Origin of the sequence: Paraburkholderia sp. RAU2J (assembly GCF_003634845.1) — a bacterium.
GTDB lineage: Bacteria > Pseudomonadota > Gammaproteobacteria > Burkholderiales > Burkholderiaceae > Paraburkholderia > Paraburkholderia fynbosensis.
The window spans coordinates 302,166-324,364 of the sequence record NZ_RBXG01000003.1; the positions used below are offsets into that span (position 1 = coordinate 302,166).

A 22,199-nucleotide genomic window follows, 5' to 3' on the forward strand; every position below is an offset into this window, starting at 1 on the left:
CCTCGCAACATGCAGCCGTGTACTAGTTTCTGAGCCCTGTGCTTGTCCGAGGGGCACGGATGCGCTCCACGAGGGCAAACATCTTCAGTTCGTTCGCCGCGGTGGCCGCCGCGGCGAGCAGGTCTTGCGCTCGTGCTCTATCTTCGATGCGATTGCGTGCTGCCAGCATGAGGGCGAACTCGTGCCGGGTATGCGCCAGCCAGGGCGACGCTCGCAAGCGCTCATCCATGCACAGCGCGTATTCGAAATGCTCTTCGGCGGCGGACCAATCGCCAAGAGCGCCGGCGAGCATGCCAAGATGCCGTGCCGCCGATCCGCAGCACAGCGTAAAAACAGGAACGGTGACGACCTGGTCCCGGAACGGCAGGAGAAGGGCATATATTTGTTCGGCGTGCCCGACGTCCCGGAGCCGCGCAGCGACCTCCGCCAGATACGTCAACGTGACGAGCCGCTTGCTGTCTACGGGGATGCTGGATTCCGATTCCGCAAGCCGATCGAGATTGTCGCGGGCCTGCGCTTCGAAGCCGAGATCGCTGCAAATCAACATGAGCCCCGGACGCCACGCGGCATCTTCGGAATGCTCGTCGACGAACCGCTTGAAGAGCGGCGCGACCTCGGCGAGCCGGCCTTGTTCGCGGCGTATCGAAAACATCTGCATGCCGTAGACCCCCGTTGCGAGTTTCGCGTCGACACTCTGCGCCATTTGCAACGACTCTCGCGCCTTGTGCTCCGCCACGGCGAAGTCGCCGACGAGTATGGCCCGCATCGCCTGCGCACCTGTCACGCACCACTTGTCGACGAAATGCTGTCCACTGGTGGCAATCTGCCGATATCTTTCCAGGGCGCTCTCGAAGCGTTCCACCGCGCCGATCTCCAGGTAGCCGGCGAGACAGCGAGCGCATGCGTGACCTATGGTGTGCGCATCACCGAGATCTTCTGCAATCTGGCTCAACTCCTGTAACGCGCTTGCACGCTCCGGGAACTTGTCCGCACGCAGAGGGCGAGCTCCGATATGCATCATGTCGCACGCCAATGCGTCGAACAAGCTCGGCAGGTCGTTCAGGCGTCTGGCTAGAGCGACAGCCTCCAGAACCAGTTCGTCGGCTTGTTCACCTGCACCGGTCATGTGAACGGTGCGGACCAGCCGACTCAACAGGCGACAGCGCTCGACGGACTCCTCGGCGCCGATCAAGCCAAGCGCCTCTTTCAGCAAGGAAAGCGATGCTTTGCCGGAGCCTTCGAGGAACGTCTCGGCGGTGTCGAACCCCAACGCCGCCTGCACAAGAAACGACGGCAAGTTCTGCTCGCGAGCAATTTGCGCGGCCTGGCGGAAGGTCACTATCGCCTCGCGCCGGGCTAACCGGAGTTCCGCTCCGCCTCTTGTCAGCAGCAGAGGCACCAGGTGGGCTGCCCGATCCTGACCACTATAGGAACATCGACTTATCAGTTCAAGCCCGCGCTGCACGTGAGCGATAGCCTCCTCGTAGGCTGCGCCGGCAAGGGCCTGCTCCCCGGCACGCTGCCAGTAGCCGATTGCGCGATCCGGCAGGTCGGCCGCGGCGAAGTTCTGAGCGATCAATTCGGGCTGCCGATTGACGATTTCCGGATAATGGTCCTCCAGAGCAGTGGCGATCAGCGCGTGGTATTGGCGGCGGCGCGCAAGCAACAGGGATTGGTAGGCGATCTCCTGGATCAACGCGTGCCGGAACAGATACACGTCTCCCTCCGCCGGGTTACCCGAAACGGGGAGGATAATGTCGGCTGCGATCAGGCGGTCTAGCGTTTCCTGCAGATCGTTCTCCGACCTCGACGCAATCAGGCCAAGCAGTTTCCTGCCGAACTCCCGCCCCACCGTGGCCGCGATCTGGGCGGTTTCCTTCACGGCTGGCTCGAGCCGGTCGAGCCGCGATAGTAGCGAGCCCTGTAGCGTGTCTGGGATCGCAATCGTCTGCGGCGTTCCTTTCAACTCGTAGCTCGTGCCGGCATCCTGCAACAATTCGCCTTGGAGGACGGTCTTTGTCAGCTCCTCGACGAAGAGCGGTACGCCGTCCGTTTTGGAGACGATCTGATCGACTACGAAACGCGGCAGCCGCTTTCCATTGGTCAGCCTTTCGATCATCGCGGTGCAATCGCGGCGCGAGAGCCGATCGAGGTTGACCCGTACGAGATGAGGATAAGTCCATCCCGGTTCGAACTCGGGCCGCGCCGTGAGCAGTAGCAGCAGCGAGCTGGCCACGAGCCGCTCGAGCACTAGCCGAATGAATTCGAGGGATGACGGATCGATCCAGTGCGCGTCCTCGACGATGACGAGCACCGGCTGAATTCGCGTCGACTTTTCGATGATGGCGACGAGCACGTCGAGCGTCCGGCGTTTGAAGGACGGGGCTGATGCATCGATTGCCGGATGGCGCCCGCCCGCCGGAATTCCGAGCAAGGTCGTCAGCACGAGAAGCGTCTCGTCGACATCCAGTCGGAGTCTTGCAATTCCGGCCTCCAGCCGTTTCAGATCCGACGAGTCGGGCGCGTCGGGACCGAGGCCAAAGGCGCGCCGCAGCCAGCGTAATACCGGCCAGAAAGGGCTGTTGCAATAGTACGAAGAACAGTGGAGCGAAACGACCGCGTGGTTGTCGCCACTGATGCCGTCGCCGAATGCTCGCAGCACGCGAGATTTTCCAATACCCGGCTCGCCGCTCAACACCACGCAGCGCATTTCGCCGTCGACACTCTGCTTCCAGCGTTGCCGGATCATGTCGAGTTCAGCGGCTCGGCCGATCAGCGGCGTGATGCCGTAGACCGCCCTGACTTCGAAGCGGTCGACCGCATCCGTTTGCGCCAGCACGCGTTGGACTCGAACCGGACAAGCGATCCCTTTCAGTTCTTGCCAGCCGAGGTCTTCGAGCAGGAACGATCCTTCGATCAGGCGCTGGGTGGCCGGGCCCACGACGATCGCGTCGGGCGGAGCGACCGACTGCAGCCTTGCGGCGATGATTGGCGCCTCTCCGACGATCGCCTGGTGGTCCCGCGTGGACCCAGCGCCAATCGCGCCGGCGACGACAAGTCCCGTCTCGATCCCGATACGCATCTGCAGGCGTACGCCGTGCTCGACTTCGATGCGATCGTTGGCCTCTCGAAGCGCCGAAACGACAGCGAGAGCGGAGAGTACCGCGCGCACGGCATCGTCTTCGTGCGCACTCGGGTAGCCGAAGTAAACGAGCAGGCCGTCACCGATGTAAAGCGCGATGTGACCTTCATGAACTTCGATCACGCTTGCACAGACTTGATGATAGATCCCTAGCAGGCGTCGCATGTCCTCGGGATCGAATCGCTCCGCGAGCGCCGTAGAATCGATGAGGTCGACGAACATCACGGTGAGTTGCCGCCTCTCGCCCTCGTCGGTTCCGCGCGCGGCCGGCGAAGGCAAGTCTGCTCGTTCCTTCGCGCGGTCGAGCGATTGCGCATGGGATTCGCTCAGCGCCGCAAGCCCTTTCGCGAGCCGCTTGCGATCGCCGAGCGTCAGGCCGAGCTCCTTTAAATCGCCCTCGGACAGGTCGCCGAGCACATCCCAGTCGATCCCTTGCGATGCAAACTTCGTGGCGTGCCCACCGAGGCCAATCTGCACCAGCCATGTCGTCAGATCGTCCGTCATCGTTAGAACTCTGCTGTGCCGTCGAGGACTATGATCGGCGTGGTAGCGCTACTTGTCCATGCATGTTCTCGCCCATTCCAACGATTGCCTGATCAGGCGTCGGGAATGTCTGCCGCGTGCGGGCATCGCTTAAGTAAGAGGAACGAACATTGCGCCGCTTGGCGACCCCGCGATGAGCGATGCCTTATCAACGCTAGCCAGGAGAAGCCGTTGTGCTGCTCGGGCATGCGGACCGCATGGGCGACTCCACCTACCTGCTTTGTGCCGTGCTTGAACGCAAACTCGATCGCACCGCAGTGCCCTTCCTCACCGACCCGCGAGCCGCCCCATGCAGCGGCGGCGGCTGGGGTTGGCAACTCGGCCACGATCTCGGTGGGGGGCTATAGTTCCGATCGCGCAGGCGGTCCTGCCACACTCACGGGAAAGGTCATCTTCGCCCGCGAAACGAGCTACTTCGCGACCGGGATTGGCGAAGCGCTTGCGACGCGACAGTGACAAGTCTTCGTCGCCTGCGATGCAATAACCCCGAGCGCAGGTCGATACAGCGGAGCATTGGCCTCTTTCTGCAAGCAGGGGTGCGGCGAAGCCGTGGTCCTACGCCTGTGGCGCCTGACCGTTAGTTGCGCGTGAATCTGGGCACTTGTGCGTTCGCAGGCGGCCCGTTATCCTGCGCCACGCTAGGGAATCACGCTCACGAAAAAACCCACAGAAGGAAATGCCCCATGGGATTGCGACGCATCACGGCCCGACGCTCAGCCGTACATGGCAAGGGACTGTTCGCGCTCCAGCCGATCGCAGCGGGCGAACGGCTCATCGAGTACAAGGGTGAAGTGACCAGTTGGCGCCGCGCAGCCTCCCGTCAGCAGTCCAGCGCAGGCCACACTTTTGTCTTCGGGCTGTCGGATGGTCGTGCAATCGACGGCAGCCGCGGGGGCAACAGCGCCCGCTTTCTCAACCATGCATGTGCGCCGAACTGCGAGGCAATCGAGGTGGGCGACCGCGTGTTCATTCATGCACTCGTTGATATCGCCTCCGGCGATGAGCTTTTCATCGACTATGGTCTGGCAGTCGACGGCCCGATCACTGATGAAGTTCGTGCCCAGTACGGATGTCACTGCGGTGCTCCGGGCTGTCGTCGATCCATGCTGGGCAGCGACGCGGAATCCTCGTGATTCGGTAGTGCGACCGTTACGGCCGACGCACTAGCGCTGCACATATGCCCGTGTCAATTTCGATCGCTTTGACGCGCGCCGACTATCGAATGCCAGGCCTCTACTCGCGTCCATCAGACCAGACCAAGGGGCGACGACTGCATTGAATTCCCAAACACTCACTCATCCCATTGCGATAATTGGCAGGTGAAGCGGCCCTTTGGCTCTCTCGACAGCAGACGTTCCTGAATTACTCTAAGGATTTATTTACTCGACTGGACGAGGTGTTGTCAGCTCACAAGCGTGTCGTCCACTATTCGCTGCCCGGCGCTATATCCCGCCATGAGCGCATCGCCCTCCGTCGCGAAAGGGCGCTGGCTATCTCCCGTGAGGCGTATCGGTGCAACCATGGGTCGAGTCGCGCCCGCCATGCATATGGATACGACAGCTACGAAACCCTTCGGAGGCAACAACCAGATTTTCCCGGAGGCTTCCCACTGGGGCTGAAGTTCCACGGTGACCTCAAAGCCCCTGTATCTGTAAATTCTTTTCATTGACAAATCCGGCTAGCTGTTCGAATCGGCCCTGAAACCGTGAAATTCCCTTGACTGGGAGTGTACATCTCCCAAGCAGCCGGCGAGGGCGGCATCCTTAAATGCGTCCGGTCTATGCCTACGTTCGATTGATATTGCCACCTGACTATAAACGAGCAGTCGCTTCGAGCGGCGGTTCTTGACGACGGCTGCCCAATGCGCTTTGGCTCATGCCACCCCCTTTCGGACCATCAGCCGTGCGGGAAGCAGCCGTTCACTCTCAGGAGCGCAGAGCCCTCGCGACATCCGCGAGCCGGTACGGTTTGGGGATGAACGTAAAATCGCTTACGTCGCCGTGCTGCCGCCGCAGTGCGGTCATGGGGAAACCGGATGCGAGCACAACTTTGATGGCGGGATACTGCTCCTGAACGCGACGCGCAAGCTCAACGCCGCTCATCTCCCCCGACATCACGACGTCGCTGAAAAGAATGTCGATCGCCGGGTGAGTTTTCAGAATATCAATTGCAGCCATTGCCTCGCCAGCTGTCACGACCTCATAGCCAATGCTTCGGAATAGCTCAGCTGCCGCAGCCCGCAGGTCCGGCTCGTCTTCAACGATCAGCACGGTCTCCACCATCGCGCGCCCGGGAAAATCTTCCAGCGAGCCGGCATCCGCCGCCGCCGTGGGTAAATAGAGGTCAATTGTTGTGCCTTCGCCCCCGGAGCTTCTGATCCGCACGTCCCCACCCGACTGCGCAATAAATCCGTAGACCTGGCTCAGCCCAAGGCCGGTGCCTTTACCGGTCTCCTTGGTGGTAAAGAATGGCTCGAATGCCCGTGAAGCGACCTCCGGTGACATACCGGTCCCTGAGTCCGTCACTGACACCCTGATATATGCCCCAGGCTCTAAAGTACCGGCATCGCGCTCTCCAAACTCAACGTCCTCGGTACGGATAACGATGTTTCCGCCGTCAGGCATCGCGTCGCGCGCGTTGACGATCAGATTTAGCAGTGCCGCCTCAAATCGCGCGACATCCAGTAGCACGGTCGGCCGCTTCGAGTCCAGCACGACCTCAAGCCGGATCGATCCGATTCCCGCACGCTGGAGCATGGGCTCAAACTCGCGGATCACAGCGTTAAGGTCATGCCTTTCGTTCCTGAGCGGTTGCTGCCGGGCAAAGGCGAGTAGTTGTTGGACGAGCGACGCTCCGCGGTCAACAGCGCGCTGCATCATATCCAGCATTTTCACGTCGAGATGCGTTCGCGACTGCGCGCCCAACACCTGCAAGCCATTTGATAAGACCGACAGCAGATTGTTGAAGTCGTGCGCAACGCCCCCCGTAAGCTGTCCGACGGCTTCCATCTTCTGCGAATGAAAGAGCGCGGCATTGGCACGGTCCAGCGCCTCGGCCGCCTCCTTGCGCTCTGTAATGTCCCGCGTGATTTTCGCGAATCCGATGAGCGTACCCGCTTCATCCCGGATCGCATCTACCACGATGTGCGCCCAGAAACGGCTCCCGTCTTTGCGGACCCGCCAACCCTCACGCTCGACCCGGCCCTCGCCGGCTGCGATGGCAAGAATCTGCGCCGGAACACCCCTTGCAATGTCTTCCCCGGTGTAGAAACGGCTGAAGTGCTGGCCCACGATCTCATCGTGTTCATAGCCTTTGATCCGCCTTGCACCGGCGTTCCAGCTGGTGACCACCCCTGACGGTGAGAGCATGTAGATAGCGTAATCGGTGACACCCTGAACGAGAATTCGAAACTGTTGTTCGCTCCTGCGTAGCGCTTCCTCGGCCGCCCTGCGCTCGGAGATGTCACGCGTGATCTTCGCAAATCCGACCAGCTGTCCGGACGGCCTCCGGATCGGGTCGATCACCACGGACGCCCAGAATCGCGTTCCGTCCTTACGCACACGCCACCCTTCCCCCTCAAATTTTCCCTCATCGAGCGCCGTACGCAGCGCTCTGTCAGGGAGCCCAGTCACCCGGTCTTCGTCCGTATAGAAAGCGGAGAAGTGCTTTCCGATTATCTCCGAGGCGGTATAACCCTTGAACCTCTGCGCGCCCGTATTCCAGCTGACGACATATCCCTGCGGGTCCAGCATATAGATCGCATAGTCCCTCGCGCTGGTCACCAGCAACTCAAAACGCTGTGCGTCGGTGATTTCCGGTGCTTGGTCACGCTGCTCGGTTTTCATGTCAGTGTGTGATATTAGTAGGGCGGGGGACCCGTTTAAAGTAATGATTCTAGCCCGGCGCGCAGTGAGCTCCCCGAGACCGGAAGCGATTCCTCTGCGATTGTTGACGATCGAGGGCCAGGTGTCGAATGGCTCAAGATGGCCGAACCGGGAAGTCCAGCCGCCGCCGGCAATCACCGGTCGCGCCGCTTATATTGTGTTGCATCGACCGGTTGAATCCGCAACCCTGAGCGGTAGATCAGCGTTCGAAATCAAACCCCCGCTGTCGGTGCCATTTCGGCCCCTCAACACAATCTCGTTCAACATTGCCCCTTGGTCGAACCTTGGCCGATGACGAACTGCATAGCGGCCCGGCGCGAATAACCCGCCGCGCCTCGAAACCGTCGCACGTTGTTCCTTTTGCGCAAAGGTGATTTCGATGTCCGGCACTTCTGGCGCAAACGCCGCGCGCCTAAAGTCAGGTCAGCCTTCGGACGCGGGTCCTCATAAATGGACCCGCGCGAAGCCTCCTCAAAAGTCGAAAGGACCAAAACCATGCTGACCAGGACATCCCCCGCGCTTCGCACCGAACCGAATGTCGCCACGGAAGACGCGCAATACTTCGAATACACCTCGTCCGCCAATCCGATTGGTGCGAAGCTCATCTCGCGTGTGCCGTTCCGTAACTTTCCGCCTTCGCTTTATGCAGACGGCGCAACCCGGGTCGTGCCGCTCGACCTGTCTGTCGAGCTGGGTTGCCCCGGTCCCGCGACCAGTCCAGGTCTGAGCGCCAGCTTCCTGCGCATCAATGCGGGCGATGCGTTGACACTCGATCCCAATGCGACCTCGCAGGTCTGCTACGTCATTAGCGGATCGGGTAGCGTGAAGCAGTCGGAAACGAACTTCCCGTTTTCGGTGGGCGATTTCTTCACGTTCCCGGGCGGTCATGCCACGGTGCTGTCCGCTGCTGCGACGACCACGCTGTATTACGTCAATGACGCGCCGCTGCTGACCTATCTTGGTACCACCGGGGCACAAGCGCGCTTTGCGCCGACGCGCTATCCGGCCGCCGAGGCACAGGCAGCTTTGCGCGCGGTCGCGGAACAAGCGAACGCGGGCCGTCGCAACCGCATCAGCGTACTAATGGGCAACACCAACTTTCCGCAGACGCGCACGGTCACGCATGTGTTGTGGGCGATGTTCGGCATCGTGCCACCCAACTCGGTGCAGAAGCCGCACCGGCACCAGTCGGTTGCACTTGACTTCATCGCCGGCGGCAAGCCGGGTGTCTATACGCTGGTCGGAACCGAACTGGACAGCGATGGCAATATCGTGAATCCAACGCGCGTCGATTGGGAAGCGGGAATGGCATTCGTCACGCCGCCGGGACACTGGCATGCGCATTTCAATGAAACGAACGAAAACGCCTATGTGATTCCGATCCAGGATGCAGGTTTGCAGACTTACCTGCGCACGTTAGACATCCGCTTCGCCCACTAAGGCTGATGCTCCAGTGCGAGTCCGTCGTCCCAGTACGGCGGCTCGCCAAACGACTCGGCATAGAAATCCACGAAGGCACGCACCTTCGACGAGACGATCTTCTTCGGTGGGTAGACCGCCCAGACCGCGGGTGCGGTTCGTCCCGTGCGTGCTTCCCATTCCGGTAGCACGTGCTGCAGGCGCCCTTCGCGCAGGGCCGTAGAGGCGAGCCATGTCGGCAGGAGCGCCACGCCACAACCGGCCACGGCGAGCGCGAGCACGGCTTCGGAGTCGTCAGCGCGCAAGCGCCCCTGCAATTCCACCAACACCTGTTCTTGTTCTTGCAGCGCCCGCGCGTCCGCGGTGATCAACGTGAAATACCATTTGTCGTCCGGTACCAGGGACATGCGAAGCGCGTCGTGCGCGCCCAGATCGCCAGGGACACGTGGTGTGCCACTACGCGCGAAATACGCCGGGCTGCCGCAGACGATACGACGATGCGGTGCCAGGCGCCTCGCCATCAATGACGAATCGGGCAGCACGCCAGTACGGATCGCCACATCAATGCCCGCATCGATCATGTTGAGCGTTTCGTCCGTAGAGACAATGTCGAGGTCGATATCAGGGTAGCGCGCCATGAACGCCGGCAGATGCGGCACGATGTGCAGGCGGCCGAATGCCGGCGGCATTGTCATGCGCAGCACGCCTTGTGGCGTGCGATTTAGCGACGACGTCACTTCGCGCGCGTCATCGAGTGCCTGCAACGCTAACAAGGCGTGTTCGCGAAACAGCCGGCCGCCTTCTGTCAGGACGAGGCCGCGCGTCGACCGGTTGAACAGGGCGATACCCAGATCTTGTTCGAGTTCGCTTACGTAGCGGGAGACAGTCGAGGTCTTGACGGACAGTGCATTGGCCGTCTTGCTGAAGCTCTGCAGTTCCGCTGCGCAAACGAAGGCCCGTACTGCGGCGAAGTAGTCCATGGACTATCTGACGTGGATGGGAGCACTGGCTAGCTTTGGGTAACGGCGCGGTTCACGGCCCTCGAGAACATCACGCCCCCGCGCTGTATCTGCGTATATGCGGCCATAAGTTATTTTGCCGTCATCGCTCATTTTGAAGAGGAAAAGATGCTCGTTCTCCATTGAGAAACCCGTCTTTGTCTTCGCGCGTGCAACCACAGGCACGAAGATGTAGCCGTCAGCCTCAACGACCGTCCTCAGGTCATAATTGAAATACTCGTATTCTTTGTACACATGCGCCCAGAATGCGAGAAATTCCTCCTTTCCCGTGTACTTTCCCCCATACGGCAACGAATCTGAAAATTCGAACTCGACATCATCGGCTAATGCGGCAACCAGGTCAGTTCTGTCGTTACGCTCGAATCCGGTGAATGCCTTCCTGCATGCATTAACAAGGTGTTGCTCGCTCATTCTCGTCTCCAGTAAATACGTTGATACGCTTCTGTCAATCAGAACCAAAAGGCCCGACACGTCTACCGGCAGCAAGATTGTCCGCTTTCGTTTCTCAGGCCGTACTACGCTTGAGCGTCGACTGAACTGTCTGCCCAAGGGTCAAACCCACTTTTCAGCACCGCTCGCAAGGCATCTCGAAGACGCGCAGCAGGTGACGCGCCATACGCCCCCTCGAACTTCGACTGAGCTTCGCTCCACAGCGGCAGGGCCATTTTGTATCTGGCGAACCCCGCCTTCGTCACGACCGCCTGCTTCGAGCGCCGGTCCTCGCCCGGAACGATATCGATCAATCCGTCCCGCTCTAACGGCTTCAGGTTCGAGGTCAGTGTCGTCCGATCCATGGCCATTTTTCCGGCCAACTCGCCCATCGCGAGCGGGCCACCTTTGACGAGCTTGTGAAGAATCGAAAATTGCGTGATCCGAAGCTCAGCGGGACTCAAGGCCCGGTCATACACCGCGGTCAGGTAGCGCGAGGCCTGCCTCGCGGCGAGACAATTGCACCGGCCGTCTATGTTGGGAAGCTTGCCTTCTGTACTTGTCATTTGCATATTCTCGATAGTTCCTGATATCGAAAATATACGCTCATATGCTCCTGTTGTAACCGAACGTGTCCTACGCGGACTGCGGAAGCATCACCGATCCACTTCCAATAAAAAGTCACCTAGCGCAGTCGCGGTATCGCCCGGTTGTTCCAGATGCGGCCAATGCCCCGATTGCGCGATCCGCACTAGCCTGGCGGCGGGGAAACGGGCATGAGCCATCGCGTCAATCGCATCAATCGGCACTACCGGATCCTCTTGAGCGCCGACAAGGAGCATAGGACCGGCGTAGGCGCACGGGCCATTGCCCAAGGAATCCCCGCCGCTGAACGCGTCAAAGTATCCCTCCACGGCGGCAACGCCCATCGAGACGTCCTCGCAAACAAGACGTTCGATTTCCTGCACCGAGAGATTGCGCGAAAACTGGCGTCGAATTTCCCGTTGCGCGGCTGCGTCATCGCCAGAAGTGCGCAGGAACGTCGCGACTTCAGGGGGTAAATCAGTTCCAGCCAACGAGACCGGGGTCAAAAGCACCAGCGCGACGACCCGCTCGGGCAACTTCATCGCGACCAGTTCGGCAATCTGACCGCCCATACTGTGCCCGACAAGTACCACCCGCGCCATCTGCTGTTGGTCGATCAAGCGCAGAACGTCAGCGACCGACTGTGCCAGGGTGTATGGTCCGCGCTCTGTCCGCAACGCGCCTGCCCCTCGCAAGTCGAGCGTGTAGTGCGCACGTTCCACTGACCCAAGCTGCTGGATGAGCGGCGACCAAACCGCCTGATTGTCGAGAAAGCCGTGTATGAACACGATAGAAAGCGGGGCCCCGCTCTGCTCGCCTACTGATGCGACTCCCATCATTTAGTCCTCCTTGCGTAGCGCGCCTGGACCTTGCCAAGCAGTGCGATGAGTCCTATTATGCGCATATCAACGTATTGTTACGCTAATGGTAAACACGAAGATGAACATACGCAGAGACATCGAATTCAAAACCCCAGACGGTCTGACATTGCGAGGCTGGCTGTTTGTGCCTGAAGGAGACGGAACACGCTACCCTGCGATTTCAATGTCGCATGGATTTGCCGCAGTCAAGGAACACGGACTTGCGCCGTTCGCCGAGGCTTTCGCCGATGCGGGATTTGTTGTGCTGGTCCATGACCATCGCAACTTTGGGGCAAGCGATGGTCTCCCGCGTCAGGACATCGACCCGTGGGTACAGGTTAACGACTGGCGTTGTGCGATCTCCTGGCTGGAGACTCGCCCCGAAGTCGATGCCGAGCGGATTGGCATTTGGGGAAGCAGTTACAGCGGGGGACACGCTCTCGTCCTGGGCGCCACTGATCGACGATTGAAGTGCGTCGTATCGCAGGTGCCGACAATCAGCGGATATGAACAGGGCAGGCGTCGGGTCTCGCCGGACGCTTTACCCGCATTTGAACAACTGCAGTTGGATGATCTGCGCGCACAGCATCGCGGCGAATCGCCCCGGATGCAAGCCGTCGTCAGCGGAAATCCAGCCGAACTCGCGGCCTACCGCGCGCCCAACTCGGTCGCATTCTACACGCAAGCACTTTCAGAAGGCGCATGGAGCAACACCGTCACGCTGCGCTCGACATTTGCCGCGCGCATGTATGAGCCGGGTATATGGGCCGAGCGTATTTCGCCTACGCCGCTACTCATGATTGTCGCGACGCACGATGGTGTAACGATGACGGATCTCGAGTTGCAAGCCTACGAGCGCGCGCTACAACCTAAGCGCCTGAAACTGATTCCCGGCGGACACTTCGATCCTTACGGGGCGAGTTTGGACGAAGCCCGTTTAGCGGCGACCGCGTGGTTTCTTGAACATCTTGATCATTGAATTCGCTCCAGACATTTTTCGACCCGGCTACAGCTACTCTGCCGGCAACTAAACGGCTATTAACGCTTCAATCAGTCGTATTCCTGGCGGCGCCTGGATACGGCATCAACTCCGCGGAGACATCATGCCAGTTTTTCACGCCCACATTCCCACCGGTCGATTTTCGAAGGAACAGAAGAAAGCTATCGGCAACACGCTGAACCAGTCGCTCGTCGACGGACTCGGCATTCCGCCCGGCGACCGCTTCATCATGATTAGCGAGCACGACGAGGACGAACTGTTCATCGATCCGACTTTCATGGAGATGAATCGGACCGCTAATGCGATGATTATCACCGTCCTAGTCGGGGCACATCGTCCTCTTGAGGACAAGCAGAAGCTGCTGGCAACCATCACCCGACTGCTTCACGATAACGTTGGAATTTCTCCCGACGATGTATTTATCGCACTGGTTCCGGTACCGAACGAGAATTTCTCTTTTGGTCGGGGCATCTCGCAACTGGCGGAAGGTGCGCCGCGCTGGTAACCGCCCCGGCCAGCGAAATGCGACGACAAAGACCATACCGCAGTCGCAATGAAGGGCGGTATGGCCAATACAAGGTCGACGCCAATTGTCAGAGAACTGGCAATGTCTATAGGCGACGGAACAACGTTCAACGGCTCTGTCAGGTTGAAGGACGTAGACTACCTGCGCATCGCCCGAGCGATATCTTCGAGTTTGGGAACGGCTTCGTCCGTTGAATCCTTTGTATAGAGCTCGCCACGCGCCGCGCTGTACCAAAGCGGAAACGTGGTGCCTTTGACCGTTACGGCAAACTCCATTGGCCCGTTCGCAGGATCGTTCACCACTCGCGGGTCGGCTTGGACGTACGCTCTCCACTGCTCGAATGTTATCGCCGGACCGGACGTATTCGCCCAGAAAGCCTTCCCGGGGCTCTGTCACGTTCGTTGAGCCGTGGGCTAAGATGACGTCATGAAAAAGTCGAAATCGCTGTATCACGGTCATCGGTTTCCGGCATCGATCATCAGCCACGCCGTTCGCTGGTATTTTCGCTTTCAGCTTCGCCTTCGCGATATCGAGGAGCTGCTGTTCGAGCGCGGCGTGGTCGTTAGCTACGAATCGATCCGTCGGTGGATAGACAAGTTCGGCGCTGATTTCGCGAATCGTGTGAAGGCCGTTCGTCGCAAGCCGGGCAGTACGTGGCACCTCGACGAGATGTTTGTCACCCTGCGTGGCGAACCGTACCTGCGGTGGCGAGCACTCGACGAGCACGGCGTCGAACCCGACGTCTTACTGCAAAAGCGGCGCGAAGGCCGCCGCCAAACGTTTCTTCAGGCGTGTGCTGCGCGCTAACCCGGTGCCACGCAAAATCGTCACCGATCAGTTACGTAGCTATCCTGCGGCGAAAGCCGACATCCCGGAACTGGTCAACGTGAAGCACGTGTTCGTCAAGGCTGCGGCCCGCGTCAACAATCGTGCAGAGAACAGCCATCAGCCCACGCCTGAACGCGAGCGGCGCATGCGAGGTTTTCGCGATCCAAAGCGCACCCAGGCTTTCCTGTCGAGCTTCGCTCCGATCCGGCAGCACTTCGCACTCAAGCGGCATCTGCTGCGCGCTTCTCTCTATCGCAAGCACCTCGCCGCACGATTTGACTCATGGCGGCTTTTCACTGGCATCGCCCAAACTCCGTCTGCGGTCTTCTGAGCGATCCCTTCACCTGCCATCGCTTTGCCCAGGAATCGTCAACGTGACAGCGCCTCAGCGAGCATGAGCCCGTGGAACCCGTTTAGCGGAAGCCGTAGACAACGATCTTCTTCCCCTCGAAACTTTCTTGCACAGCCTGCTCGCAAAACTGCGGGCACGTTACCGAGCCGTCCCCGCTCGCGCCAGAGACGGTGACCGCCCTGTAGACCACGGATTCGACGAGCGTCCCGTCCGCAGCGACGACCATGTTCAGGTCAGTTTCGACACCCGCCGGCACCGCTCCGCCGGCGGTATAGACGATTTTCATCGTGCCGGTGCAATCGGAGTTGACCGTGTATGTCCCGTTCTGGTTCGGATTGAAGGTCGTCAGGCCCCCTTTCGGCAGCCCGCCGATCATGCCGAAGTCGGTGCGCGTAAAGCCGCCTGTGCCATCGAACGTCACGAGGGCGACGTCATCAAGAATCGACGTGGACGCATACGGAGAAACCTTATTGTTCGGTCCTATCAATCCGATGATTTCTCCGTGACCGGTAAATGCATACGGTCCTTTGAGCGTTGCGTTCGAACAAAGGCCGCGTGAGCCGCCGTGTCCGTCGTGTCCGTCGTGTCCACCGGGACCGTCAGCCTGCGCGGCGCCGCTGAGTAAGAGGAGTGCCACTGCGGTTGCTGACAGAATGCTGACTCGTTTGATCTTCACGATAATCTCCCTGTCATCCAAATCAGGCGCGAAACATCACGGCGCGCGGGGGCTCCTTGCCTGGCGGGATGAGGCGGCCGTGCGCCGTGTCGATGTTCAGAGCGAGCACGGGAGTGCTGTCTCAAGTTCGCATCGCAAGCACGAAGGCGATGTTCAATGGTGACCGAACAAGTTACTGGACACGCGGCTTTGGTCTGCGGCTTGCGGCCAATGGCCGGACACCTCGGCAGATTGCCGCATAGAAGCCATGGAGTGCCCCGCCTCCCCTTTCGGCGTATCTGCAACGCCTCCGACGTCCTGGGCAGCCGGTTCGGTTTGCGACGTTGCCGTCTTGTCTTGCGCCCACGACTGCACCGTGACGAGGGCGACAAGCGCGCAAGCGGCAGCAATTCGGATTGTCTTCATGTCCATTTACTCCTGCAAAGTGAACTGCACGGTCAGAGCATGACTGGCCTCGAAGGCGGTCCCGGACGGCTGCTCGTCCGCATAGGAGGCCTCGTGCCGGCATCGCTATGGCCATGCTGCGACTGGACCGCGAACAGAACCATCGACGGCATCTGAAGAAATCGTTAACTCGTGCGGGCAACAGGGAAATCTGGGCTCAAAAGAACAGGTTCAGTGCCCAATCCGGCGCGATAAAAAGACACAGTCTGTGAGTTATCGATGACGCGATCGGCACGACGCTGAGCCAACGTCCGTTGACCAGTACATGAAGACGCTCGAACGTCCACGCGCGTAGCGGAGGCGAGCGGCCGAAATTGGCCGAGATGGAATGGACACTGCCCGCCCTTCGGGAAGGTGGGCATGATTGAGGGCCTCCAGAACCGAACCCTTCAAGGGTCAGGCCTGCCTTTCGCATACGACGGTCGGGAAGACGCGTCACCGGAACGTCGCCCTTGGCCCAGTGCGGCGGACGGGTCGTCCCCCGGTGGCATGCGTAGCCGTCCTAATAGCCGATACGCCTTTCCACCTCTCTGAACCGTCCCATCGATCGATAGCGATGGAACCATGCGTTCGTGCGGAGTTCACACAGGCGCGGCGAATGCTCGGCAAGTGCCACACCGAGCCAATGGAACATCTCGTCCTGCTGGCCGAGCCTCGCGTAAATCTCGGCGAACAGGAACGGCGACGTATAGCTCCGCTGATGCCGCGCCATCAGGTCCTGCAAATACCATTGCAGGACCTTCGCATAACCGCCCGAATCCCACACGCTTCGAATCGTCGATGCCCGTGTGAATTCGTTGCAGCGCGTGAGCGCGTCGATCGTGGCTTCGATCGCTTCTTCGTACTGGCCGCGAACCTCGAAGGCGATTGCCAGCAGCTGATAAATCAGCGGCGACCGGTTGCCATGTCCAGCCTTGATATATTCGCCGATGACGTCGTCATACCTGCCCGACTGTAGCAGACCGAGCAGGCGCGAGCCTTCGAAGCCGAGCGGGTCGACCCTTTCGGCAAGCTCAAACTGCGCCCGTCCTTCCGCTTCTCGTCCGACCACGGTTAGAAGCCTTGCGTACAGGCGGCTCGTTTCGGCGTGGCTCGGATTGAGCCGTAATGCCTCAAGAAATTCCTCCTCGGCCCGGCGCCAGTCCCAGTCGTAGAAGTAGTGCACGCCGGCGAGTGCCTGATGGGCTTCGGGCAGGTTCGGGTCGAGTTCAAGTGCTCGCAGCGCAGCCTCGCGCGCCTTGGGATAGCCTTGCGACGGCGCATAGAATCCGTGTGTCGCGGTCGAGCCGAAAATGTTCGACAGGCCGACATAGCCGAGCGCGTAGGTTGGGTCGAGGTCGACGGCGGTTTCAAAATAGCCGTACGCGCGAATGAAGTCTTCGTCGCTCAATCCGTGGTGGGCGGCAAACCCCGCGTCGAAGTGAACTCGCCGGGTCCAGAAGTAGCGCCCACGCAGGTAAGCGTCGTGCGCCGAAGGATCGACGGGCAGGCGCCTCGCCAGCCTGTGCTGCTGTTGCTCCGCGAGCGCTGGCGACACCTCCTGGGCCAACGCGGCGCCCACTTCCTTTTGAATATCAAGCGCACCTTTTGCGATCGGTTCATGAGCGCGGCTCCATATCTGGACCTGATCAAAAGAACGTATCAGTTGCGCCAGAATGCGGATTCTTGTGCCCTCACGCGTCAGCGCGCCTTCGAGCACATAATCGACGGTCAACTCATGCGCGATCTCCGAGATGCTCTTTGCGGACCGCCGATAGCATGCAGCGGTCGTCCTGGCGATGACCAGGATCTGTTCCGGGTAGAGAATGCCGATGTTGGCCGAAGTCTCGTCCGCGAGGGCGGAACAGAAACCGTCGAGGCTGGCATCGTCCGTCTTGTTCTCGAACGGCAGTACGAGCACGCGAACGGCCGGCGCAGAACCGGTCGGCGCCTCACGGTTCGGAAGCCGAATGCCGTCGAGTCGATAGCCCTTGCCTTTGACAGTCATGAGGTACCTGGGACTCTCGGGGTCCTCACCCAGCGCGACGCGGATCTTACGGATCGCTGTATTGATGCTGTTGTCGGTTTCGCGATACGTGTTCGTGCCCCAGAGTGCCCTCACAATGTCGGCACGGGTGACCAGTTGCCCGTGACGCGACGCCATTAGCATCAGCAGTTCCATTGGCAGCCGCTCGAGTCGCACCATCTCGCCGCCGCGACGCAATTCGTAGCGCTGGACGTCAAGTTCCACATCCGTCCTGATACCCTCTTGCGAACTCATGCGCGCTCCTTGCGGCGTGAGCGCCTGCTTGCCTCCTTGGCGTCACCTCGCCGCGGCAGGCTACGCATTCCGAAGGACGCGGCGAATGCGAACGCGGCACACGCGACAAGCGGCAGCGCGGGACTCCAGTGAGCATGTGCGGCGGCGATATGAGCGGCGAGAGGAGTGAGGCCGAGCGAGGCAGCCAGCCCGAGGTTCATGGCCGTCGCGAGGCCGCTAAATCTGACGTCGACGGGAAACATTTCGGCGATTGCGCACGCGTAGACCCCGTTTGCCAGTGAAGCCACCGCACCGGCAAGCAAGAACCAGGCAGTTAGGTCCACGTGATAACGGGCGACCGCCATGAAGAAGATCGGCGTGAGTAGAGCCGACAGGACGGTCCCCGCCCTGAACACGTAGTGTCGCGGCAACAGGTCGCCAGCATAGGACGTGACGAGAATGCAAGCCGCAACGGCAATCAGATAAAAGGTCTGCGCGCTCGCAATTTCCCGTGCATCGTAGTGAAGTCCTTGCAGATAACTTGGCATGAACCCGATGAACATGCCACTCGATGCACCCACCAGCGAGCACGCGGCAACACCCGTGACGACTGGCTTGAGATGGCTGCGAAACAGCACGGCCAGCGGTTCACGGTGTCGAGCGCCGATGGCCTGCGCGTACTCATCGGTTTCTGCGAGCGTACGGCGCAACGCGAAGCTCAACAGGCCGACCATGCCCCCAATAAGGAAGCCGATGCGCCACCCCGATGCGCTGATCCGCTCGGTGGTGAGCGTGCTTTGCACCACCATGTTGACGGTCGTGGCCAGCAGCAACGCAAGATTGACCGCAACAAAGACGATGCCGCAGACGAACCCTGGCCTCATGCGCGTGGTCTCTACGGCATAGATGACAGCGCCGGGCAGTTCGCCGCCCAGACACAAGCCCTGAACGAGCCGTAACGTTAAAAGAAGGCCCGAGGCAGTCACGCCCCAGACGGCGTATGAAGGAAGCATTCCAATCAGGAGCGTGGAAACGGCCGCGACCATCGCCGACGATATGAACACTATGCGCCGGCCATACCTGTCGCCAAAATGACCGAGGACGATGCCTCCGAGGGGCCTCGACAGGTAGCCTGCCGCCAGCACCGTGAACGACAGCGTCTGCCCCGATACGCCCATTTGTCGCGGAAAGAACTCCGCGCCGATATTTTGGGCAAAAAACCCGTAAATCACGAAGTCGAAGACTTCGAGCGCGCCACCCGTGCTCGCGACCAGAATCGTCCAGCGATGACGGACAGTGACTGGCCTGATTCGGTCCGGGAGCGAATCGTCAAGCATGGCCCTCCCCCGCTTTGTCAAGGACGGCGTCCAACCTCTGCATGGCCGGGCAACACGGATACGCCTGATCTGCCGCTTCGCGCACTGGACATTCATTCTGGACGACAATCGGCCGCGGAGAAAGCACGATCGCAAGGGAAGTGCTGAGCGCGAATGTCGTCGGTCCCGCTACTGAAGGTACGCGACGAGCGGGTAACTCCAGATCGGGCAAGTCAATGACCGCCTAACGTGGGCCTATTTCGGCCATTGATCCGCGCTCTCGCGAGGATGCTCGAACGTCGGCTTAAGCTTGCGGATTCAACCGGTCGATGCAACACAATCTAAGCTGCGTGAGCAGCGGGGATGTTGCAGATGAAAGTACAGAACCCGGACCTTCTAATGCCCCAAAAGGGCGCAAAGCCGGGTCAGTGAATCAACAAGCAGCCTGCATAAATTCGAAGGGGACCCAACGCTCGTCCACCCCTTCTTCAGGCATCTACCCGTCCGCTATGTTTCTGATTTGTGTGTAAACAAATCGACAAGGCTAGGAGCGGTTCAGTTAACCCGTGTTGCGTCACAACAAGGTCAACGTTTCCCCGCGCTAAATCTCGACGGCTCGCTCCGCCACCGCCGCCGTCCACCCCGCGCGCGCCTCGACCCACTCCGCGAGCGCTAGCAACTGCGCATCGCCGTGCGCGGCGCCCACAAGTTGCGCACCAAGCGGCAGGCCAGCGGGCCCGAACCCCACCGGAACAGTCACGGCTGGTACACCTAGATACGTCCACGGCGCGCAGAACGAGGCATCGCCGGTGAATTCAAGGCCACGCGGCGGCTCGCCCGTTGCGGGCGCAACGAGCAGCGCATCGAGCGCCATCGTCTGCGCCAGCCATGCGTTAAAGCGCAGCGCCATCGGAACCTGCAATGCCTTGATCCGCGCATAAATCGTGGCTTGCAGCGCGCGCCCTTCTTCGATAAGACCGCGCATCGGAGAACTGACGAGTTCCGGCGTGCGATCGACCAGATCGCCGTGCGTGATCGCCGCTTCCACCGACATCAGTTGCAGCGCGTAAGCCGGCGTCTCGAACAACTCAGCCGGAAGATCGACCGTGACGATCTCAGCCCCGTCACGCGCCAGGCGGGCCGCAAGCCGGTCGAGCGCCGCCTGCTGCGCGGGCTCGACAGCGCCGCCCACCTGCCGTCTCAACACACCGATCCGCCGCCCCCCAGGCCGATCCGCTTTTAACGCGATATGCGAAACATGCGGGTCGCGCGCGTCCGTACCGGACACGAACTTCAGCGTGTACGCGATGTCCGCCACCCGCCTCGCAAACAGCCCAACGTGGTCGAGCGACCACGCGAGCGGCAATACGCCTGTGCGCGCAATCGCACCGTACGTGGGCATGAAGCCGACGATCCCGCAATACGCCGCGGGCCGGATGACGGAGCCCTGGGTCTGCGTGCCGAACGCAAGCGGTACGATGCCGGCGGCAACGGCCGCCGCCGATCCGCTCGACGATCCGCCCGGCGTGTACGCGCTATTCCACGGATTGACGGTCGGCCCAGGATTGCGCCATGCGAATTCCGTAGTCACAGTCTTGCCGAGAATCGACGCGCCGGCCGCGCGCAGACGCGCCACGACCCACGCATCGTGCTCGGGGCGTCGCCCCTTGTACGCGGCCGAGTTGAACTCGGTGGGCATGTCGGCGGTGTCGATGACGTCCTTCACCGCGACAGGCACACCCGCGAGCGGCGCAGCTCGATCCGCACGGTTGAAGGACGGTGTGTCCGGCAAATAACAGAAAGCGCGCAATCCGGATTGCGAATCTCTCGCCACGTCGAACGCGCGGGAAACGTAATGCTCGACGCTGACCTCGCCTGACGCGACGGCAGCGCGGATTTCCTGCACGGTCGAAGATTCGTAGAACGTGGTCATGGAAGTGTTGGATTCCTGATTCATTTGGCGGCAAGCGCGGGCTGGATGTAGCTGTGGACGATGAAGGCATCGTACTTCGGCTGCGCTTTCAGGTTGCCGAGGGCAATCTGTGTATCCATCGCAACCTTGAGCGCCTGGGGCGTAATGTCGACACTCTTCGGATACACGCCCTCGGTTAGCATGCGCTTGACGGCCGCATCGACCACGACGGGGTCGAGCGTCGGAAACTCCTTGCGCGCGATAGCAGCCGTTTCAGCAGGATTGCTTTGCATATACGACAGCGCCCCCTGCAGGCCCTTTACGAAGCGCGCGGCGGCATCGGGGTCGACGCTCCGTTTGGCCGTGATCGACGAAAATGCGTACTCGCCATAGTGCTGCGGAAAGCCGAGCACGACTTTCATACCCTTCGCGACCGCCTGGTCGAGGCCCGGCTCATACATTACCGCGATCTTCGCCTGTGCGGCCACCAGCGGCCCGATTTCAGATCCAAGCGGGACCTGCATCAACTTGACGTCGCTTTGCGACATGCCGTTCTCCTTCAACAGCTTGAAGAACAGTGACGTGCTGGTGGTCGGCATCTGCCCCGACACCACGACCTGATCCTTGACGTCCTTGATGCTGTTAAATTTCACGCCGGGCGCAACGGCAATCCACACGGCCGCACCATTGACCACGTTCGCAATCACGTCGACGTCCGCGCCCTTCTCGGCTGCAACAGCCGTCCACTCCGGGCCATGCAGCGAAAATTCGGCGCTTCCCGAGAGCACCGCCGATAGCGCCGCGCTCGGACTGCCCGCCGTCTGCTTGGTGACGTCGAGTCCTTCTCTGGCGAAAAAGCCACCGTCGATCGCAACATAGAGCGGCAGATAGAGCATCGACTGGAAGGCCTGCGAGATGGTGACTTTCTTGTCGGCGGCGAGCGCCGGCACCGAAACCGATGCGGCAGCGAGTGCGAAGGCGGTCGTCAGTGCCGCGAGTGCTTTTCTTGCGTTCATGCCATCGTC

The 22,199-nt window shown here is 60.6% G+C and carries 16 protein-coding genes and 1 pseudogene; 5 read left to right on the forward strand and 12 right to left on the reverse strand.

Going from position 1 to position 22,199, the window contains the following annotated elements; all coding sequences use genetic code 11:
* Positions 1-22 precede the first annotated feature (22 nt).
* Positions 23-3,646, reverse strand: a complete 3,624-nt coding sequence (locus tag B0G69_RS32820; protein ID WP_121324295.1) for an adenylate/guanylate cyclase domain-containing protein — start codon at positions 3,644-3,646, stop codon at positions 23-25.
* 722 nt (positions 3,647-4,368) lie between these two features.
* On the opposite strand from B0G69_RS32820, the gene B0G69_RS32825 reads away from it, so the two are divergent.
* Positions 4,369-4,818 (forward strand): SET domain-containing protein-lysine N-methyltransferase, encoded by a 450-nt coding sequence (locus tag B0G69_RS32825; RefSeq protein ID WP_121324296.1) that lies wholly within the window; start codon positions 4,369-4,371, stop codon positions 4,816-4,818.
* 792 nt (positions 4,819-5,610) lie between these two features.
* Here the strand turns inward: B0G69_RS32825 and B0G69_RS32835 are convergent.
* Positions 5,611-7,530 carry a PAS domain-containing sensor histidine kinase gene (locus tag B0G69_RS32835; RefSeq protein ID WP_121325070.1) on the reverse strand — a complete coding sequence of 640 codons (1,920 nt, stop codon included), beginning with the start codon at positions 7,528-7,530 and terminating at the stop codon, positions 5,611-5,613.
* Positions 7,531-8,064: 534 nt separating this feature from the next.
* Here B0G69_RS32835 and B0G69_RS32840 point away from each other — a divergent pair.
* Positions 8,065-9,009: a cupin domain-containing protein gene (locus B0G69_RS32840; RefSeq protein WP_121324299.1), complete on the forward strand. Its 945-nt coding sequence runs from the start codon at positions 8,065-8,067 to the stop codon at positions 9,007-9,009.
* Here B0G69_RS32840 and B0G69_RS32845 read toward each other — a convergent pair.
* The 4 genes from B0G69_RS32845 to B0G69_RS32860 form a co-directional block, all read right to left on the reverse strand.
* A complete protein-coding gene (locus B0G69_RS32845; RefSeq protein ID WP_121324301.1) occupies positions 9,006-9,968 on the reverse strand; it encodes a LysR family transcriptional regulator in 963 nt (320 codons plus the stop codon). The two genes, B0G69_RS32840 and B0G69_RS32845, sit on opposite strands and share 4 nt — an antisense overlap.
* Before the next feature lie 3 nt (positions 9,969-9,971).
* On the reverse strand, positions 9,972-10,418 hold the full coding sequence (locus B0G69_RS32850; RefSeq protein ID WP_121324303.1) for a nuclear transport factor 2 family protein: 447 nt from the start codon (positions 10,416-10,418) through the stop codon (positions 9,972-9,974).
* Positions 10,419-10,522: 104 nt separating this feature from the next.
* Positions 10,523-11,002: a MarR family transcriptional regulator gene (locus B0G69_RS32855; RefSeq protein ID WP_121325071.1), complete on the reverse strand. Its 480-nt coding sequence runs from the start codon at positions 11,000-11,002 to the stop codon at positions 10,523-10,525.
* A gap of 90 nt (positions 11,003-11,092) precedes the next feature.
* On the reverse strand, positions 11,093-11,860 hold the full coding sequence (locus B0G69_RS32860; RefSeq protein ID WP_121324305.1) for an alpha/beta hydrolase: 768 nt from the start codon (positions 11,858-11,860) through the stop codon (positions 11,093-11,095).
* 100 nt (positions 11,861-11,960) lie between these two features.
* Between B0G69_RS32860 and B0G69_RS32865 the strand changes: the two genes are divergently transcribed.
* The 3 genes and pseudogenes from B0G69_RS32865 (at position 11,961) to B0G69_RS32875 (ending at position 14,566) form a co-directional block, all read left to right on the forward strand.
* Positions 11,961-12,860 (forward strand): alpha/beta hydrolase, encoded by a 900-nt coding sequence (locus B0G69_RS32865; RefSeq protein WP_121325072.1) that lies wholly within the window; start codon positions 11,961-11,963, stop codon positions 12,858-12,860.
* A gap of 124 nt (positions 12,861-12,984) precedes the next feature.
* Positions 12,985-13,386: a tautomerase family protein gene (locus tag B0G69_RS32870; protein ID WP_121324307.1), complete on the forward strand. Its 402-nt coding sequence runs from the start codon at positions 12,985-12,987 to the stop codon at positions 13,384-13,386.
* A gap of 447 nt (positions 13,387-13,833) precedes the next feature.
* A pseudogene (locus tag B0G69_RS32875) lies at positions 13,834-14,566 on the forward strand (IS6 family transposase).
* Positions 14,567-14,648: 82 nt separating this feature from the next.
* Here the strand turns inward: B0G69_RS32875 and B0G69_RS32880 are convergent.
* The 6 genes from B0G69_RS32880 to B0G69_RS32905 form a co-directional block, all read right to left on the reverse strand.
* The gene (locus B0G69_RS32880) at positions 14,649-15,263 is read right to left on the reverse strand and encodes a hypothetical protein (protein WP_121325073.1); all 615 of its coding nucleotides are present in this window, start codon (positions 15,261-15,263) and stop codon (positions 14,649-14,651) included.
* 153 nt (positions 15,264-15,416) lie between these two features.
* Positions 15,417-15,668 (reverse strand): hypothetical protein, encoded by a 252-nt coding sequence (locus tag B0G69_RS32885; RefSeq protein WP_147440809.1) that lies wholly within the window; start codon positions 15,666-15,668, stop codon positions 15,417-15,419.
* Between the two features lie 541 nt (positions 15,669-16,209).
* Positions 16,210-17,967: a winged helix-turn-helix domain-containing protein gene (locus B0G69_RS32890; protein WP_121324311.1), complete on the reverse strand. Its 1,758-nt coding sequence runs from the start codon at positions 17,965-17,967 to the stop codon at positions 16,210-16,212.
* Positions 17,964-19,283, reverse strand: a complete 1,320-nt coding sequence (locus B0G69_RS32895; RefSeq protein WP_121324313.1) for an MFS transporter — start codon at positions 19,281-19,283, stop codon at positions 17,964-17,966. Before B0G69_RS32895 ends, B0G69_RS32890 begins: the two co-directional genes overlap by 4 nt.
* A 580-nt stretch (positions 19,284-19,863) precedes the next feature.
* Positions 19,864-21,195, reverse strand: coding sequence for an amidase (locus B0G69_RS32900; protein WP_121324315.1), 1,332 nt, complete (start codon positions 21,193-21,195; stop codon positions 19,864-19,866).
* 20 nt (positions 21,196-21,215) lie between these two features.
* Complete coding sequence (locus tag B0G69_RS32905; RefSeq protein WP_121324317.1) at positions 21,216-22,190, reverse strand: ABC transporter substrate-binding protein; 975 nt, start codon at positions 22,188-22,190, stop codon at positions 21,216-21,218.
* Positions 22,191-22,199 lie beyond the last annotated feature (9 nt).